Origin of the sequence: Thiohalomonas denitrificans, from assembly GCF_016841685.1 — a bacterium.
Classification (GTDB): domain Bacteria; phylum Pseudomonadota; class Gammaproteobacteria; order Thiohalomonadales; family Thiohalomonadaceae; genus Thiohalomonas; species Thiohalomonas denitrificans_A.
Genome location: NZ_JAENYR010000071.1, coordinates 1 through 17,714, shown reverse-complemented (window position 1 = coordinate 17,714; position 17,714 = coordinate 1). Strand labels below are relative to the sequence as shown.

14 protein-coding genes are annotated in these 17,714 nt (G+C 61.0%); 5 read left to right on the top strand and 9 right to left on the bottom strand.

Annotated features, from left to right (window positions below; all coding sequences use genetic code 11):
* Positions 1–207: 207 nt before the first annotated feature.
* The 4 genes from Q7L05_RS13670 to leuS all read right to left on the bottom strand — a co-directional run bounded on the left by Q7L05_RS13670 (position 208) and on the right by leuS (position 5,922).
* The gene (locus Q7L05_RS13670; RefSeq protein ID WP_303907709.1) at positions 208–1,215 is read right to left on the bottom strand and encodes a hypothetical protein; all 1,008 of its coding nucleotides are present in this window, start codon (positions 1,213–1,215) and stop codon (positions 208–210) included.
* 290 nt (positions 1,216–1,505) lie between these two features.
* Complete coding sequence (holA, locus tag Q7L05_RS13665) at positions 1,506–2,519, bottom strand: DNA polymerase III subunit delta (protein WP_303907707.1); 1,014 nt, start codon at positions 2,517–2,519, stop codon at positions 1,506–1,508.
* Entirely contained in the window at positions 2,516–3,076 is a 561-nt protein-coding gene (locus Q7L05_RS13660; RefSeq protein WP_303907704.1) for an LPS-assembly lipoprotein LptE, read from the bottom strand. Before Q7L05_RS13660 ends, holA begins: the two co-directional genes overlap by 4 nt.
* A gap of 284 nt (positions 3,077–3,360) precedes the next feature.
* The gene (gene leuS / locus Q7L05_RS13655; protein WP_303907716.1) at positions 3,361–5,922 is read right to left on the bottom strand and encodes a leucine--tRNA ligase; all 2,562 of its coding nucleotides are present in this window, start codon (positions 5,920–5,922) and stop codon (positions 3,361–3,363) included.
* An 840-nt stretch (positions 5,923–6,762) separates the two neighbouring features.
* Between leuS and Q7L05_RS13650 the strand changes: the two genes are divergently transcribed.
* A complete protein-coding gene (locus tag Q7L05_RS13650; RefSeq protein ID WP_303907702.1) occupies positions 6,763–7,212 on the top strand; it encodes a DUF192 domain-containing protein in 450 nt (149 codons plus the stop codon).
* Between the two features lie 305 nt (positions 7,213–7,517).
* Here the strand turns inward: Q7L05_RS13650 and Q7L05_RS13645 are convergent, their stop codons facing one another.
* A complete protein-coding gene (locus Q7L05_RS13645) occupies positions 7,518–7,871 on the bottom strand; it encodes a DUF4389 domain-containing protein (protein ID WP_303907699.1) in 354 nt (117 codons plus the stop codon).
* Positions 7,872–7,884: 13 nt separating this feature from the next.
* Complete coding sequence (locus Q7L05_RS13640; protein ID WP_303907697.1) at positions 7,885–8,610, bottom strand: M48 family metallopeptidase; 726 nt, start codon at positions 8,608–8,610, stop codon at positions 7,885–7,887.
* A 970-nt stretch (positions 8,611–9,580) separates the two neighbouring features.
* Here Q7L05_RS13640 and Q7L05_RS13635 point away from each other — a divergent pair.
* Positions 9,581–10,390 (top strand): hypothetical protein, encoded by an 810-nt coding sequence (locus Q7L05_RS13635; protein WP_303907695.1) that lies wholly within the window; start codon positions 9,581–9,583, stop codon positions 10,388–10,390.
* 386 nt (positions 10,391–10,776) lie between these two features.
* A complete protein-coding gene (locus tag Q7L05_RS13630) occupies positions 10,777–11,142 on the top strand; it encodes a hypothetical protein (RefSeq protein ID WP_303907693.1) in 366 nt (121 codons plus the stop codon).
* A 285-nt stretch (positions 11,143–11,427) separates the two neighbouring features.
* Here the strand turns inward: Q7L05_RS13630 and Q7L05_RS13625 are convergent, their stop codons facing one another.
* Positions 11,428–12,837 carry an MBL fold metallo-hydrolase gene (locus tag Q7L05_RS13625; RefSeq protein ID WP_317623136.1) on the bottom strand — a complete coding sequence of 470 codons (1,410 nt, stop codon included), beginning with the start codon at positions 12,835–12,837 and terminating at the stop codon, positions 11,428–11,430.
* Between the two features lie 173 nt (positions 12,838–13,010).
* Between Q7L05_RS13625 and Q7L05_RS13620 the strand changes: the two genes are divergently transcribed.
* Positions 13,011–14,960 (top strand): polysaccharide biosynthesis protein, encoded by a 1,950-nt coding sequence (locus Q7L05_RS13620; RefSeq protein WP_317623135.1) that lies wholly within the window; start codon positions 13,011–13,013, stop codon positions 14,958–14,960.
* A 309-nt stretch (positions 14,961–15,269) separates the two neighbouring features.
* Positions 15,270–15,596: a DUF1640 domain-containing protein gene (locus Q7L05_RS13615; protein WP_303907690.1), complete on the top strand. Its 327-nt coding sequence runs from the start codon at positions 15,270–15,272 to the stop codon at positions 15,594–15,596.
* Between the two features lie 440 nt (positions 15,597–16,036).
* Here the strand turns inward: Q7L05_RS13615 and Q7L05_RS13610 are convergent, their stop codons facing one another.
* Together Q7L05_RS13610 and Q7L05_RS13605 are read right to left on the bottom strand one after the other, a co-directional pair.
* Positions 16,037–16,738, bottom strand: a complete 702-nt coding sequence (locus Q7L05_RS13610) for a hypothetical protein (RefSeq protein ID WP_317623134.1) — start codon at positions 16,736–16,738, stop codon at positions 16,037–16,039.
* A 722-nt stretch (positions 16,739–17,460) separates the two neighbouring features.
* Positions 17,461–17,714 (bottom strand): DUF4351 domain-containing protein (locus Q7L05_RS13605; RefSeq protein WP_411293342.1); only part of this gene is annotated, 254 nt, incomplete at its 5' end.

Here is a 17,714-nt window from a genome sequence, read left to right as displayed (position 1 = left end):
GGCTCAAAATGGATCCCCGCCTGCGCGGGGATGACGAATCTCCTATGCCGCGCATAATCAACCGGGCGAGCAGTTACCAAGATACAAGAAATTCGCCCAGGAAGGTGGGCCTATTCCATGACCCGGTCAAGCGATAATGTCCACGATGGAAATCGCCGCAGAGCAACAGGAGGATTCGGGACGGCGTGCCGAGGCGCACCAACCGGATCAGTGAAAGATATCTTCGGCTTTCTCGGCGGTGAGGAGCCGTTCGGACCACTCCAGCAGGGTCTCGACGTCGGCTTGTTCGACCCGCTCGCGGTGGGCGGTAGCGGCGTCGGGGCCGTATTTGCGCGCCATGAGCCGCAGCAGTATGGCGGCTTCGCCCTGCTGCATGCCTTGCTGCATGCCTTGCTGCATGCCTTGCTGCATGCCTTGCTGCATGCCTTGCTGCATGCCCTGCTGCATGCCTTGCTGTATGCCTTTCTCAATCCCGAAACGCTCTGCGCTGGTTATGTAGGGCATCTTTTTGGCCTCCTCCAGTTGGTACACCGACTCCAGGAACTGCCGCTCCAGTGCTTCGGGCAGCCGGAGCATCCAGTCGATCACCCGAAACAGCTCCAGTATAACCTCCCGCTGGTAGCCGCGCTCGTACATCAGCCGCACCAGCCGGAATTTCCAGGCCTGGCGCTCTTCGGGGTCCCGGCTGGTCTTGGCGCGCAGTTGCGCCATTATTACCAGGGCGAAGAGATTACCGCTGCTCTCCAGTTCCGCCCAGCGCTCCTGCCAATCCAGCAGCTTTACACTGGGAAACCGGAATGCCAAGTCACAACCCCAGCGGCCCCGGTGGTAGCTGTCGGGGCGAAAGCTTTTCGTCCCATCGGCCAGCACTCCCAGGCTTACGACATCCATCCCGTACCGGTCGAACAGTCGATAGTGATAGATGTACATGCGTTCGGCAAAATCCCGCTCCGCTTCGCCTTGGACTTCCACGTGGATCAGCACCCAGGCCTCACTCCCGTCGCGGGCGTACACCTTCACGAGTTTGTCGGCGTAGCGCCGTCCCAGTTCGGCGTCCTGGACTATCTGCTGGAGCTCCTTATCCAGGAACTCCCGGCCCCGACTCCAATCCACTTCAGCGTGGATATCCGGAAACAGCAGTGCCAGGAACTCCGGAAAGCGATGCTCCAGCGCTTCTTTCCAGGGGCTGTCGTGGTCATCGGCCGATTCGTTCATCCTTTTCCCTCCACGGATACCTGTTTGGCAGGCTCGCGATTCCTTTAGCGGTATTGTATTGGGGTGTTAGGGGTAATGGGAAGGCAGGAAAATCAACGGCTCTGGGCAACACAGACCTTGGGCCGGCAGGTTTCCCCAAATTTCATGAGCGCTGTCGCGCTGTTCGCCCACGAAGTGGGCTCCTACAGGGGGCTATTGCCTCCGCTGCTTGTTGAGGGCCCTCCGACGCGATGGACCGATCACGCAAATCGCCGCGGGGGTGCGCCCCCTGGGCGCGAGGGGCTTTGCCCTTAAACAATCCTAACTCCCGCTACGAGCAGGGCCAATTGTATCAATTCATCCCGGGGGTTACCCGGCTCGGCGCCCTTGATGGTACGGTCGACGCGGCCGGCACGGGCGAGGAACGCCTCCCACCTGCGCGCATTGTGGCGCTGCAGGGCGCTGCGCACCGGCGCCTGACGTTTCGCCCAGACCCGGTGTTCACGCATCACCTGATCGGGCGGGGTCCCCTGTGCCATGCTGGCAGCCATTCCCGCCAGGCTGCGAATTTCGCGGGCGAGCGCCCAGAGAATAAGTACCGGCTCCACTCCTTCTGCATACAGACCGTCAAGGATGCGGGCGGTACGCGCGGCGTCGCCGGAAAGCGCCGTATCCACCAGTTCAAAGACATCAAAACGACTGCTATCCGTCAGCGCCAGCGCGACTCCACCGGCGTCAATGGCGCCCTCCCCGAACAGCAGGTGCAGTTTATCCACCTCCTGGGCGGCGGCCAGCAGATTGCCCTCCACCTTATCGGCCAGGAGCCGGACCACCTCCGGCTGGAATTCAAGTCCACGCGAGCGCATGCGTTGGCTGATCCAGCCCGGCAGCTCTTTCGGACCGACCGGCCAGACCTGGATTACGACACCGGCGGCATCCAGCGCCTTGAACCATTTGCTCTGCTGCTGTCGCTTGTCGAGGCGAGGTAGGCTGATAAGCAGGATATTGTCTTCCGGGGGTCGCTGGGCATAGGCGCTAAGGGCCTTGCCACCGGCATCACCGGGTTTGCCGCCGGGAATACGCAGATCGAGAATGCGTCGATCGGCAAACAGGGAGAGGGCATCGGCGGCGGCGGAGAGCAAACCCCAGTCGAACCCGGTCTCGGCGTGCATCACCTCACGCTCGGCAAACCCCTGGCCACGCGCCGCCTCGCGGATGGCGTCGCCCGCCTCCCCCGCCTGCAGCGGCTCATCGCCGCTAACCACATAGATGGGCAGCAGGGGATTGCGAAGGTGTCCGGCCAATTGTTCGGGACGCAGCCTCATTGGGTGGTTTGGTTGCCTTCGCTTGCGGGCATTTCGGCGCCCTCTTCGCCCGCTATCGGGGCTGCACCCGGTCGAAGCGTCGCCTGGATCCGGCGCAGCATCTGGCGAATGGCCAGCTGCCGCATCTCGTCGCGCACGGCGCTCTCCTCCTGCTCGCTGCTCAGTACGTTGTCCGGATCGTATTCGTAATCGCGGGTCATACGGACCGACTGCTCGGGGACCAGAACCATCCCATCCGGTGCGCGCAGGCTGTAGCGGATCTGGTAAAAAAGTTCGTATTCCCTGACCTTGCCGCCGGAGTCCACCGACAGCACCCGACGCTCTGAATCCTCCCCCAGGATGATGAGGCTGGAAGCCGACGGGATCGCGTCCGGCACGACTTTCGCGCCTGCCGACACCAGGGCATCGCGGAGTTCGTTGCGGAGTTCGCCCCCGCCGCCCTGGATGGTGGTGACCTCCATGGCTTCGGGCAACACTACCGCTCCTCGCAGCTGAAAGCCGCAGGCGCTGAGGACGAGGGAGAGACAAAGGATAAGGGTAAGGGTAAGTTTGAACACCCCCTCCCTGGCCCAGAGGGGGAGGGAATGGCTTCGTTCCGCTCTCCCCCCCCAGACGGGGAGGAGAATGGCTTCGTTCCGCCCTCTTCCAGAGGCGAAAGGAACGGCTTCATTCCGCTCTCCCCCGGAAGGGGGTGAAATAGCTTCATTCCACTCGCCTCTCCGAGCGAAAGCTATTTCACCCCCTCGCCACTCGCTACTCGCCACTTGAGTCCCTCCTAGCCACTCGCCACTCGCCACTTAAATCCCCCCTCGCAACCGCCACTCGCCACTCACGTGACTACTCACTTCGCCACCACGTTCACCAGCCGTCCGGGGACGACGATGACTTTCTTGACGTCCTTGCCGTCGATGAAGCGCTGAACGTTTTCATCGGCCAGCGCGGTGGCTTCCACGCTGGCCTTGTCCGCAGCGGCACTCACCTGCACCTTGCCGCGCACCTTGCCGTTGACCTGCACCACCAAATCGATGGTGTCACGCTTTAGGGCGGACTCATCCACTTCTGGCCAGGGGGCGGAGAGGATGTCGTCGCCGTAGCCGAGCTCGCGCCACAGGTGGTGGGTGACGTGGGGGGCCGTGGGCGAGAGCAGCGGTAGCAGAATGCCCAGGCCTTCGCGGCGCAGGGCATCGGCCCCTTCGGCTTCGTCCAGTTTGGCGAGGACGTTCATCACCTTCATACAGGCCGACACCACCGTGTTGAATTGGTAGCGGCCGAAGTCGGTGCGGGCCTGGGCCAGGGCCTCGTGGATCTCCCGCCGGGCCGTCTTGACCGTATCGGCCCTATTCTCCCGGTCCGGCTGTTCCGCCGCTGCAGCGCCAATCGTCTCTGCATGCTCGTGGGCGAAGGCCCAAAGCCGTTTGAGGAAACGGTAGGCACCCTCCACGCCGGAATCATTCCATTCCAGGGACTGCTCCGGCGGCGCCGCGAACATGGTAAACAGCCGCACCGTATCGGCGCCGTACTGCCCGATCATGTCCTGGGGATCGACGGTGTTGCCCTTGGACTTGGACATCTTTGCCCCGTCCTTGAGCACCATGCCCTGGGTGAGCAGATTGGCGAACGGCTCGTCCGAATCGACCAGGCCCTCGTCCCTCATCAGCCGGTGATAGAAACGGGCATAGAGCAGGTGCAGGATGGCGTGTTCGATGCCGCCGACATACTGATCGACCGGCAGCCAGTAATCGCCGCGCTCATCCAGCATGGCGTCGTCGTTGTCCCGGCAGGTATAGCGGGCGTAATACCAGGAGGATTCCATGAAAGTATCGAAGGTATCGGTCTCCCGCTCCGCCTTGCCGCCGCAGGTGGGACAGGTGGTCTCGTAGAACTCCGGCATCTTCTTGATGGGCGAGCCGATGCCGTCGAAGGCCACATCCTCCGGCAGAACGACAGGGAGCTGATCTTCCGGCACCGGCACTTCGCCGCAGGAGGGGCAGTTGATGATGGGTATCGGGCAACCCCAGTAGCGCTGACGTGAGACGCCCCAGTCACGCAGGCGGTAATTGACCCGTTTTTTGCCCCGGCCCCGCTGCTCCAGGTACTCGGCAATGGCGTCGAAGGCCTGTTCCGAGGTCAGGCCGGAGAAATCACCGGAATCCATCAGCACGCCCTTGTCCGTGAAGGCGGCTTTTTCCAGGTTGGCCGTTCCCGGCATCCTGCCTCCCGCGGCACTAGCACTTCCCTGTGCGTCGGCCGTTCCCGGCATCCTGCCTCCCGCGGCACTAGCACTTCCCTGTGCGTCGTCAGCCTCCGAATCGTCGGCGGGCTTGATCACCTGCTTGATCGGCAGGCCATACTTGCGGGCAAACTCCCAGTCACGCTGGTCGTGACCCGGCACAGCCATGACGGCCCCTTCGCCGTAGGCCATGAGCACGAAATTGGCCGCATAGATGGGCACCGGTTCGCCGGAGATGGGGTGGAGCGCCTTGAGGCCGGTGTCCACGCCCTTCTTCTCCATCGTCTCCATGGCCGCCTCGGAGATCTGCAGGTGGCCGGCCTCCTCGATGAAACCGGCCAGTTCGCTGTTTTCCGTCGCGGCCTCGATAGCCAGCGGGTGCTCCGGCGCCACCGCCACATAGGAGACGCCCATCAGGGTGTCCGGACGGGTGGTATAGACCTTCAGGGGCTCGTCCCTGCCCTCCACGCCGAAGGCGATCTCCACGCCCTCGGAGCGCCCGATCCAGTTGCGCTGCATCGTTCGCACCTGCTCCGGCCAGCCCTCCAGTCTATCCAGCCCGGCCAGCAGCTCGTCGGCATAGGCGGTGATCTTCATGAAGTACTGCGGGATCTCCTTGCGCTCGACGCTCGTATCACAGCGCCAGCAGCGGCCCTCGATCACCTGCTCGTTGGCCAGCACGGTCCGATCATTAGGGCACCAGTTCACCGGCGAGGTCTTTTTGTAGACCAGACCCTTCTTGAACAACCGCGTGAACAGCCACTGCTCCCACTTGTAGTATTGGGGGTGGCAGGTGGCGAGCTCGCGCTTCCAGTCGTAGCCGAAACCGAGCCGCTGGAGCTGCCCGCGCATGTAGTCGATGTTTTCGTAGGTCCACTTCGCGGGCGGCACATTGTTCTTGATGGCGGCGTTTTCCGCCGGCAGGCCAAAGGCGTCCCAACCCATCGGCTGGAGGACATTCTTGCCGATCATGCGCTGATAGCGGCTGATCACATCGCCGATGGTATAGTTGCGCACATGCCCCATATGCAGCCGCCCCGAGGGATAGGGGAACATGGCCAGGCAGTAGAACTTCTCCTTGTCCGGGTCCTCCGTCACCTCAAAGCAGCGGTTCTCCTGCCAATATTTCTGGGCCTCGGCCTCGATAACCGCCGGTTGGTACTGCTCGTCCAATGCCATTGAAAAACGCCTGAATTTGACTGACAGATAAGCGGTTCAGGATACCGCAGGCAGCCCGCCGCAAACAACTGAAAGGACCGACGGCACCGATGCGACGGTATCCGCGACGAACATCGCCGCAGGCGTCCTCCTACACCTTCGTAGGTGGGTCAGGCGCGCTATGCACCGCCTGTCCGGTTTATCCGTGCCCATAACGCGCGCCGCACCCACCGTGTCTGTCTACTCCCCCGTCATTCCCGCACAGGCGGGAATCCGGAGAGCAGCGGCATGGCTCAAAATGGATCCCCGCCTGCGCGGGGACGACGGCTCGCCTGCGCGGGGATGACGAATTTCCCAGGCCGTGCATGATCACTCGGGCGAGCAGTCGGGCCCTGATTCGGAGCGGCACCGCAACCGACCGTTACCGGCTTCGATGCGGGCGTCATCTTCATTCCGCTGGCAACCGCGCCTGGTACGATTTCCGAACGAACATCGCCGCGAGGGCGCGCCTCCTACCGGTCCGAGTCTCCGTTCCCGTCCGCATCCCGTGCTGATTTTCAACCTTTATAATAAGACCACTGCATCCTTGAATAATATCAACCCGGGCCGGGCAATGTGGGATGCCTTCACTCCGGTCGGGGCGACAATCAAATAATGAATTCAACGGAAGCTTGTAACTGGTCACTCCCTCGTCATTCCCGCGCAGGCGGGAATCCAGAAAGCAGCGGCATGGCTCAAATGGATCCCCGCCTGCGCGGGGATGACGAATTTCCTACTACATCCTTGAATAATATCAACCGGGTCGGGCAATGTGGGATGCCTTTACTCCGGTCGACGGCTGACAACGGAAGCTTCATGAACCCATCAAAGGCGAGCAAACCGGTCTTCCTGACAATTTTTGCCGTTGCGATCCTGACTCTGTTTCTGCCCGGGCACGGTCTGGAGGTCGCGCGTGTGCAGGTGGGCGACGAAGCCTTCCGGGTCGAGCTGGCGACCAGCGCAGCTGAACAACGGCGGGGTCTCATGCACCGGGAGCAACTGCCCCCGGGTACCGGAATGCTTTTTGTCTATCAGCGCCCGCAGCCGGTCAGTTTCTGGAACAAGGATGTGCGTTTTCCCATCGATATTCTCTATTTCGACGCGAACAGCGCCCTCATTCGTACCGACACCCACGTGCCGCCCTGCCCCTATCGGGACTGCCCCCGATACCGAACCGCAGATCCGGTGAAATACGTCCTCGAACTGCCCGCCGGCACCACCGAACGACTGAAGTTGAAACCCGGCGATCGACTGCAATTCCTCTAAGGCTGTTGAAAAAGGTCTTTGTCCCTTCTCCCTGAGGGAGAAGGTTAAGATGAGGGGGTACAAAATCAGTAACTTACCTTATTGAGTCCCCTCACCCCGGCCCTCTCCCGCAGGGAGAGGGAGTTTTTCAACAGTTTGCTAAACCTGCGACGCCACTGGCAGCCTGTCCGAGAACATCGTTTTTGTAGGTTGGGGTGAGTTCTGCGAACCCCAACGCTGATTTTGTTGGGCTTCGTTCCTCAGCGCCCAACCTACATTTTGGAGCCCATTGCTGTTCTCGGACAGCCTCCTGACAGCCTACCGGTTCAGCCTCCATCCAGGTCCGATTCACTATGCATATCGTCGATCTCCTCCGCGGGAGGAGGCAGACACCGGGTCTTGGGCGGCCCATCGGGCCACGGCTCGAAGGGAAATGGTTTCACCTCGCTTTGATAGGTCAGAAACAGGACGATTTCATAGAGATAGGTCGCCAGTTGCTGTCCGAAATTCCGGAGGCGCTGATTGGCACGACCGGTAATCAGGCTGGCGCCGATCTGAAACAGCACCACGGCGCCGAGTACCACTTCCGCCACGCCGTAGATCATCGCGAACAGCAGCATGTAGAGGATGCGGAGCCAGGCACCTCGAGAGCGGATATTTTTTTTGAAGCTGCGTTCCATGGACGGTTTTCCTTCAGTCGCGCCGGACCCAGGCCGGCAGGTTGCGAGCGGTCAGTTTCAATTGCTGGTCCAGCTGACGATAATCGGGTTCCAGCTGTTCCACCAGACCCCAAAACCGGCGGGAGTGGTTCATATGTACCGTGTGGCAGAGCTCATGAATGAAAAGATAGCGGACAAGGCGGGGAGAAAAAAACAGCAGGCCACAATTCAGGCTGATGTTTTTACGGGCCGAACAGCTACCCCAGCGGGTCTTCTGACTACGGATGGTCACCTGCCGGTAGGGCAGCCCGACTTCCTCACTGACGCGATCGAGCCACGGCGGAAGGTGCTCCCGCCCCTGATACGCCAGCCACCTTCTGAGCGCATCCCGCCAATCCGATTCCTCGCCATGATGCACCCGCAAGGTGCCGTCCCGCAGCAGCACGCAGCGATTGGTTCCGCCGTGGCGCCGGTACTCCACCCGGTGCCGCCTCCCCAGAGCCGACAGCTCCACGCTGTCCGGAGGGACGATCTCAGCCTGCGTTCCACCGTATTCACTGCTCACCTTCTCGACCGTGCGCACCAACCACTCCTCATGCCGCGCCAACAGCTCGGGCAGCTGTCGCTGGTCGAAGCCGCGCGGTACCACCACCTCCACACGCCCCGGAGGCACGACCTTTAGGCGCACATGCTTGGCGCGGCTGCTGGGGCGTACGCGAAAATCCCCCCGCCAACCGGGGGAAGAGGCTTCAGACATCATCGGCTCCAGCCAATGGGGTGCATTCTGTAATGCACCAAACTCAGGAAAACAACCCGGCTCCGGGCCGGAAAAAATGGTGCATTTGAAGAATGCACCCTAGGCGATGTGCATTCGGAGCCCACGTAGCGCGCATTCTCGACAAGCCACCGCCGTATCATAAAGCCGCCGCTTCTACAGGTTCCCCCATACCGTTGTGGGGCCCGGTAATAATGCGCCGCGACTCCGGTCGTTTGTCGAAACGGCGCATTTGAAGAATGCACCCTACGCGATGTGCATTCGGAGCCCATGTAGGGCGCATTCTCGACAAGCCACCGCCGTATCATAAAGCCGCCGCTTCTACAGGGGGGGATCCCCCATACCGTTGTGGGGCCCGGTAATAATGCGCCGCGGCTCCGATCGTTTGGTGAAAAGGTGCATTTCGGAAATCTGGGCATTCCGGGGGCCTGTGCGTGATGTGGAGCCTCCGCCCGCTCGTGGTGCGGGCGGTTAGAAGAATGCACCCTACGACCGTAGGGCGCATTCTTGCCATGCCCCCAACGTTCCACAAAGCCGCATTCACGGAAGCCCCATACCGTTGTGAGGCCCGGCAATAAATGCGCCGCAATGCCGATCGTTTTGGCAAAACGGTGCATTTGGAGAATTTGGTCGTTTCGGGGGCGATTCGTGAGATGGAGCCTCCGGCCGCTCATGGTGCGAGCGGTCAGAAGAATGCACCCTACCGGATGTAGCCGTAGGGCGCATTCTCGATACGCCACCGTCGTATTATAAGCCGCCTACGTACAGAATCCCCCATACCGTTGTGAGGCCCGGTAATAATGCGCCGCGACTCCGATTCGTTTTGGCAAAACGGTGCATTTGGAGAATTTGGTCGTTTCGGGGGCGATTCGTGAGATGGAGCCTCCGGCCGCTCATGGTGCGAGCGGTTAGAAGAATGCACCCTACGAAACCCGGTCGCTCGTGGTGCGGGCGTTTGGAAGAATGCACCCTACGGCTGGTGTATCATCCCTATATGCAAAAATACGGCGGCAAGGTCATCCACCAGAGCCGGGACGCCTTTGGCGTTCTGGAGATTATCGAGGACCGCTTTGAGCGGTCGCTTCACTTTGGCAACAATGCCAAGCAAAGCAGCACCGACATCCACATCCCCGCCCGATTGGTACTGAGCTATACCCGTGCAATGGCGGCATCGCTGCTGTTTACGCCACCCCCCCAACGGGCGCTGCTGGTGGGCCTCGGCGGCGGTTCGCTGGCCAAATTCCTGCTGCATCACTTCCCCGAGTGCCGGGTCGATGTCGTTGAAGTCCGGAAAAAGGTCCACCGGCTGGCCAGGACTTACTTCGAACTGCCCGACGATCCTAACCTCACCGTATTCATCGAGGACGGGGCCATGTTCATGGGCTCGGCTTCACCCGATTTCGGCGATTACGATCTCATGCTGATCGATGCATTTCTGGATGACGGCATCGCCGGCGATGTGTGCGGGGTGCCCTTCCTGGAGGACTGCCGTATGCGCCTCTCCGCACGCGGCACTTTGGCGATGAACCTATGGTCCGACGATGTCATCCGCGCTTCGGACCTCCTGGAGATGATGAATGACAGCTTCGGCCAGGTACTGCGACTCCCGGTGGAAGGCAAGGATAACATCATCGGGTTCGGCGGCCCCGCCGTCCCTCCGCCTCGTGAACTCAATTCACTGAGCCCCCGTGCCCGCGAACTCGCCGACGCACTAGACGTAGAATTCCCCGCCTTTCTGAAGCGACTGCGAAAACACAACCGGTAGTGTGGCTTTTTCGTCGGAGTCGGAGCGACCTGACCTTCAGGCCGTCTTCAAGTTTTGACGAGCTAAACCCCGCCCCCTCTCCCCGGCCCTCTTGGGAAGAGGGAGTGAATTCCAGATCTGTGAAACCCGCCCATCCAGACTTCTATGGCAAACGGACCCGGTTCGACTAACTTTATCAAGACCTGCTCGGCTTCCGGGAATCGATCCCTCCTAAAAGCCGACAGAAAACATAAAAGTTGCGTAACTGCTCGCCCGGTTGATCATGCGCGGCATAGGAAATTCGTCATCCCCGCGCAGGCGGGATCCATTTTGAGCCATGCCGCTGCTCTCTGGATTCCCGCCTCCGCGGGAATGACGGGGGAGTGAGCAGTTACAAAGTCGGAACAATGCGGGGACCCGAAATGCTGAATGCCCTCTCTAAGAACGAAAGACTACACCTTATCCTCAACTATCCCCCGCTGGGCCTGGTTCGGGCCACCGCCAAGATTTTCAGTGCCTCCGGCATGGCAGTCGAGACCGGCTGCATCCTGCTGCCCGGCCAAGCCGAGGTGGAAGTCACTTTCTCCTACCGTCACGAGGGACGTAACCGGGTACACCGGATTCCGGCTCGGGTCACCCGTTCAGAGCCCGGCGAGACCCTTCTGGAATTCGATACCGAAGGACAGGCAGCTGTCCATTCCCTTCTGGAGTGGCCCGCTTCGACTACTGCCCGCTCGTCCAATTGCGGGAGAACGACTCCCGCCACTGCGTAAGCGGCCACTGATTCGGAAATGTTATCGCCGTGAGCGCGCGCCGTAACCCACCGTATCCGACCCGGATTCGGAGCGACGCCGTAACCCACGATCTCCGGCTTCCATTCGGAGGCTTCGTTTTTGTTTGGCTGCGGCCCTCCCTGATACAATTTTCGAACGAAAATCGCCGCGGGGGCGCGCCTCCTACGGGGGCTTTGATTCCGTTCCCCCCCCGGCCGAACGGCCGCCCCCGGTGTCGAATCCAATCCGGGTGGTGCCCATAAAACCTAAAACGCAATTACAACCCTACGGCAACACCACTCGCGTCTCCGGCAATCGCTCCCGCAGGGCGCTGGCGAGCGCCTCCCGTGCCCGCGGCTCTCCATGCACCAGCCTGACCTCCGTCGGCGCTTTTCGGATCCGGGCCACAAAATCCACCAGGTTTTTCTGATCGGCATGGGCAGAATAACCACTTAGGGTGTGGACGCCGGCGCGGATGTCGTATTTTTGACCGTCCAACCGTACCCATCCGCCGGAGGGGCCGTAACGCTGAATATCCCGCCCTGGCGTCCCTTCCGCCTGATACCCCACAAACAGCACGTCGGTGCGGGGGTCTCCAAGCAGTCGCTTGAGATAATTGACCACCCGTCCGCCGGTGCACATGCCACTGGCCGCGATTACCACCGTGGGGCGGCCGCTCTTGCCCAGGTAATCCACCGCGCGCAGATGGTCGTCATGGTCGTCAATCGTGGTCAGCTGCTCGAACGCCAGGGGATGACGCCCGCTGGCCACCCGCTGTCGCGCCTCCTGATCCCAGAAGCGCTTCAGGCTACGGTACTCACGGGTAAAGCGGGCGGCCAGGGGCGAATCCACCACAATCTCCATTTCACGCCAGGGCAGACCGCGCATGGCCGGCCGGTCGCCACAGCAGTGGATTGTCTGCTCCAGCTCGTACAGCAACTCCTGCGTCCGCCCGATGCTGAACGCAGGGATCAGCACCACTCCACGATTTTCAAGACAGCGCTCCACTACCGCCTGGAGCCGCTCCCGCCGGGTGCGGCGCCCCTCATGCCTCCGATCGCCATAGGTGCTTTCCAGCACCAGCAGATCGGCCCTGCAGGGTGGTTTCGGGGCGGGCAGAAGGGGGCTGTGCGGTGCTCCCAAATCGCCGGAAAACACCACCCGTTTGCCCCGGCGCGTACCCGCTGCTGGCATCCCGTTTGCCGGAATATCAAACTCAACATACGCCGACCCCAGAATATGCCCCGCCGGCTGCAGCCGCAGCGATACCCCGACGGTGGGAACAGCAGTCCAGCGGCCGTAGGGAACGGCAACCGTATGTTTCTTCAAAAGGTCCAGAAACTGTTCAATCAGCTGCCGATTGCGGGTAAAACCGATTTCCAGTGCATCCTCAATCACCAGGGGCAGGAGCTGTGCGGTCGCCTCGGAGCAGTAGACGGGACCACGAAAGCCCGCAGCAAACAGATAGGGCACACGCCCGACGTGATCCAGATGGCAGTGCGTCAGCACCAGCGCGCGGACCGAACCCAGGTCGAAATCGATCTCCAGTCCGCCCGACGAGCGCTCGTCGGCCCCCTGAAACAGCCCGCAATCAATCAGCACCGACCCTGCGGGCCCCTCCAGTTCGTGACAGGAGCCGGTAACCCCCTCCACACCGCCGTGGTGGTGAACCGTCATCCCTTGCCCAAGTTCCATCTCATGCCGCCCCTTCAGTTATCTCCCGGGTCTATCCTGCCGCCGCAAAGAGGCGCTATCAACCTGTTTCCTACCGTCACTATTTCACAGGAGTTCACGGTCGGACGGCCCGCTTCTTTCATTCGGAACCTGTCACTACTATAATTAGACACCCGGCCAGGAAAGGATCTTCCGTGAAATTAGCAACCACACTGCTTTCATTGCCAAGGCCCGCCAAGCGCGGCCTGATGATCTTGAGCGACCTTGCAGGGATACCTGTCGCGCTCTGGCTGGCATTTTCCGCCCGTTACGGCACCCTGACGCCACCGGTCGACGAATATTTCTGGCTGTTCATCGGCATTCCCCTGGTCACTCTCCCCGTATTTATCCGGTTAGGGCTGTATCGCGCAATAGTACGATTCATGGGCATAAAGGCGACCCTGACGGTACTCCAGGGCGTTACCATTTCCACCCTCCTTTTGGGAGCCCTGCTTCTTTTCTCCGGCATGAAGGGCGTACCCCGTTCCGTTCCCCTGATCTATTGGGCCCTGGCACTGCTCTATGTGGGTGGAACCCGCTTTGCCGTTCGGGCTTACCTCTTCTCGCGGCTCTCCCGAAACCCTGCTCGCGACCCCGTGGCCATCTACGGCGCCGGCGCCGCCGGAGCCCAACTGGCCCAGATGCTGGAACACAGCTCCGACTACGAACCCATCGCCTTCATTGATGACAACCCGGCACTGGCCGGCAGTTACGTCAACGGCATCAAGGTGTTCGGCCCCAAGGGCATCAAGGAACTAGCCGAAGATGTGAACATCACTGACGTGCTCCTGGCGATGCCGAGACTCACGCGCACACGCCGGGTGGAGATCCTCGAAAGCCTTGAGCCGTATTTGGTCCACGTACGGACGATTCCCAGCCTGGACGATCTGGTATCCGGCTCCGCCAGCCTCGACGAAATCCGCGAAATCGATATCGAAGACCTGCTCGGCCGCGACCCGGTTTCGCCCGATCCCGAATTGTTGACGGCCTGCATCACGGGCAAAAGCGTCATGATCACCGGGGCCGGGGGCTCCATCGGCTCCGAACTGTGTCGGCAAATTCTCGCCCAGCAACCGAGCCGGCTGGTCCTCTATGAAATGTCGGAGTTCGCCCTCTACGCCATCGAGCGCGAACTGAAAGGCTCTGCAGCCGAATGCTCAATGGACATCCCCATCGAACCCGTCCTCGGCTCGGTACGGGACGACACCCGCCTCGAGTTGACCATGAACAGCTTTCAGGTGGACACCATCTACCACGCCGCCGCCTACAAACACGTCCCGCTGGTGGAACATAACCTCATCGAAGGCATCCGCAATAACGCCTTCGGCACTCGCCAGGCCGCCGAAGCCGCCATCAAATGCGGCGTCTCCACCTTCGTGCTGATCTCCACCGACAAGGCCGTTCGGCCCACCAACGTCATGGGGGCCAGCAAGCGGTTGGCCGAGCTAGTCCTCCAGGCTCTGCAGGAGCGGGTAGCCACGACCGGAGCCAAGGCCACGACACGTTTCTGCATGGTGCGCTTCGGCAATGTGCTGGGGTCATCCGGCTCGGTTGTGCCGCTGTTTCGAGAGCAGATCCGCAACGGCGGGCCGGTAACCGTGACTCACCCCGATATTACCCGCTACTTCATGACCATTCCGGAGGCGGCACAACTGGTACTGCAGGCCAGTTCCATGGCCGAGGGAGGGGAAGTGTTCGTGCTGGACATGGGCGAACCGGTGCGCATCGACAACCTCGCCCACAAGATGATTCGGCTCTCCGGTCTCGAGGTACGAAATGCCGCCCACCCGAACGGCGATATCGCCATCGAGTACACCGGCCTGCGCCCGGGCGAGAAGCTCTACGAAGAATTGCTGATTGGAGAGAACCCGGTAGGGACCGACCACCCGCTGATATGGCGTGCGGTGGAAAACCACACCCACTGGCAACCACTCACAGCGATACTGGATCGATTAGAGCTCGCCATATCGGAAAACGACTGCGAAAAAACCCGGCAAATCCTTGAGCAGCTGGTCACCGAATACGCCCCCAATAGCGAAATCGTCGACAAACTCTGGTGCGCGACGACCCGGGTCGAACCCCAAAAGGTGACCGCGTTACACTAACAGGGTTTGGAGGCGAACCTGTTCAACACCCTCTTCTTTGTAACTGCTCGCCCGGGTGATCGCGCACGGCCCAGGAAATCCGTCATCCCCGCGTAGGCGGGGATCCATTTTGAGCCATGCTTCTGTTCTCTGGATTCCCGCCTACCCCCCGCCTACGCGGGGGTGACAGGGAATGACGGAGGGGGTGAGTAGTTACTCTCCTTTTACCATCCGGCAGGGCGTGCCGTCCGCGCCAATCGCTGCGATCCCCTGCCACGTGTCGAATTCGGCAGTTGCCGTTCAAATAGCCCGGTGCTATCGTCAGATTCTATGACTTCCGTAATCCAACTCTACGAAGAGCTCTCGTCCGCTCCCGACGACAAGACCCGGGCCCGGGTCATCGCCGAAGCGTTCGAACGGATGGAGGAACGCTATCCCGAGGTCAAGGACCTCGCCACCCAGTCCGCCTTGACCGAAACCGAACTGCGCCTACAGAAAGAGATCGAAATCGTCAGAAAGGAGATTGTGGCGATGGAAGGCCGCCTCGCAAAGGAGCTCGAACAAGCCCGCGGCTCCGGCTTGCGCTGGGTAGTCAGCCTGCTGGCCGGCCAGACCGTCGTCATCATCGCCGCCCTGTTCGCGATCGCCGGCAACTAGAACCTTAGACCTCCCCCAGCAGGCTGTTGAAAAGGTTTTTGTTCCTTCCCTGAGGGAGTTTTTCAACAGCCTGCTAGGAACCTGTCCGAGAATAGCAATAGGCTCCAAAATGTAGGTTGGCGCTGAGGAACGAAGCCCAACAAAATCAGCGTTGGGGTTCGCATAACTCACCCCAACCTACCTAAAACGTAACTGCTCGCCCGGGTGATCGCGCACGGCCCAGGAAATCCGTCATCCCCGCGTGGCGGGGATCCATTTTGAGCCATGCTTCTATTCTCTGGATTCCCGCCTATCCCCCCGCCTACGCGGGGGTGACAGGGAATGACGGAGGGGGTGAGTAGTTACTCCGCGTAAACGTAAAAATCCCCAACCCAATCGCCGCGGGGGCGCGCCTCCTACCAAGCCCCTACCTCCGTCTTTCGTAGGAGAGCCGCCCCGGATTAGTGAAAGATGTCTTCGGCTTTCTCGGCGGTGAGGAGCCGTTCGGACCACTCCAGCAGGGTCTCGACGTCGGCTTGTTCGACCCGCTCGCGGTGGGCGGTAGCGGCGTCGGGGCCATATTTGCGCGCCATGAGCCGCAGCAGTATGGCGGCTTCGCCCTGCTGCATGCCCTGCTGCATGCCCTCTTGCCTGAAACGTTCTGCAAAGGTGGTCATTTTCTCGGCCTCTTCCGGATATTCCTTTTGATACCGTTCTCGTTCGGTTTCGTCAAGTGCTGTGTAGATGTCGATGAAGTCTAGGTACTTGAGCTGTTTTTCGGGATGGGATTCCAGCCGGGATAATCCCCGCACCGCCTGGGCGTAGACTTCGACCCGTTGCTCCCGGTCGTAGCGCATATTGGGAAGGTTTAGCCTCGCTACGATGTTTTCGCTCTCCCGGTAGCGTTCGAATGGGAGGTCAGGCAGTGCGCAACTCAGGTAGTGGAACGACAGGTAGGTGTGACGCTCACCGCCCAGAACGAGGGCTTTGGGTTGCCTTCCGCTTCGCAGAAATATCACTACCGGGACTACACGGTCGGTTTGCAGCAGTTCCGCCAGATCCAGGCAGTAGTGGGCCAGGCGGTGGATGGAAAAACGCCCGGTCTGGCTCTCTTCCTCCAATACGAAGACTATGGCCTCTTTTCGTCCATCCGGCCACTCCACCAGGAGCGGTACATCCAGTTCGCGAAAGCGATCGCCCAGGCGCTCCTTGAGCTGCTCCTGGCGAACCGGAAGTATTCGGGCGCCGCAGTCCAGGGCTCCGGCCTCGGATTCGGCAAAAAACTCGAGGGCTTCGCGGGGCTAGTCCAGAATGAGGTTTTTGAAGTTCTGATCGTGATCCATTGCACGTCCTTTTCCCGAGGAGCCATTCAGGAAAAAACTAACATAGTGGGAGTGGCATTGCCTATCGGAAATAGAGAGGCGGGAATGAGTGGGGCGATTTTGCGGTCTTTGCACCGTTTCGCCGGCAACCGGAGCCGGCGCATTTGAACGTGTGCCCCCGGCAATGATTGGTATGCTCCGGGAGTCGGTCGGCTTTGTGGGGCGAAGGTGGCCTATCGAGAATGCGCCCTACGGGCTCTGCTCCTCCATGACTCACGGTAGGAGGGCCGCCCCGGGCGCGAATCAATCAGGCAGTTTCCGCGTAGTAACTGCTCGCCCGGGTGATCGCGCACGGCCCGGGAAATCCGTCATCCCCGCGTAGGCGGGGATCCATTGATCCGCGACCTTTCGGGTCGGGTCCTTCGTCCGTCATCCCCACGTAGGCGGGGATCCATTTTGAGCCATGCTTCCGCGTAAACGTAAAAATCCCCAACCCAATCGCCGCGGGGGCGCGCCTCCTACCAAGCCCCTACCTCCGTCTTTCGTAGGAGAGCCGCCCCGGATTAGTGAAAGATGTCTTCGGCTTTCTCGGCGGTGAGGAGCCGTTCGGACCACTCCAGCAGGGTCTCGACGTCGGCTTGTTCGACCCGCTCGCGGTGGGCGGTAGCGGCGTCGGGGCCATATTTGCGCGCCATGAGCCGCAGCAGTATGGCGGCTTCGCCCTGTTGCATGCCCTGCTGCATGCCCTGCTGCATGCCTTGTTGCATGCCCTCTTGCCTGAAACGTTCTGCAAAGGTGGTCATTTTCTCGGCCTCTT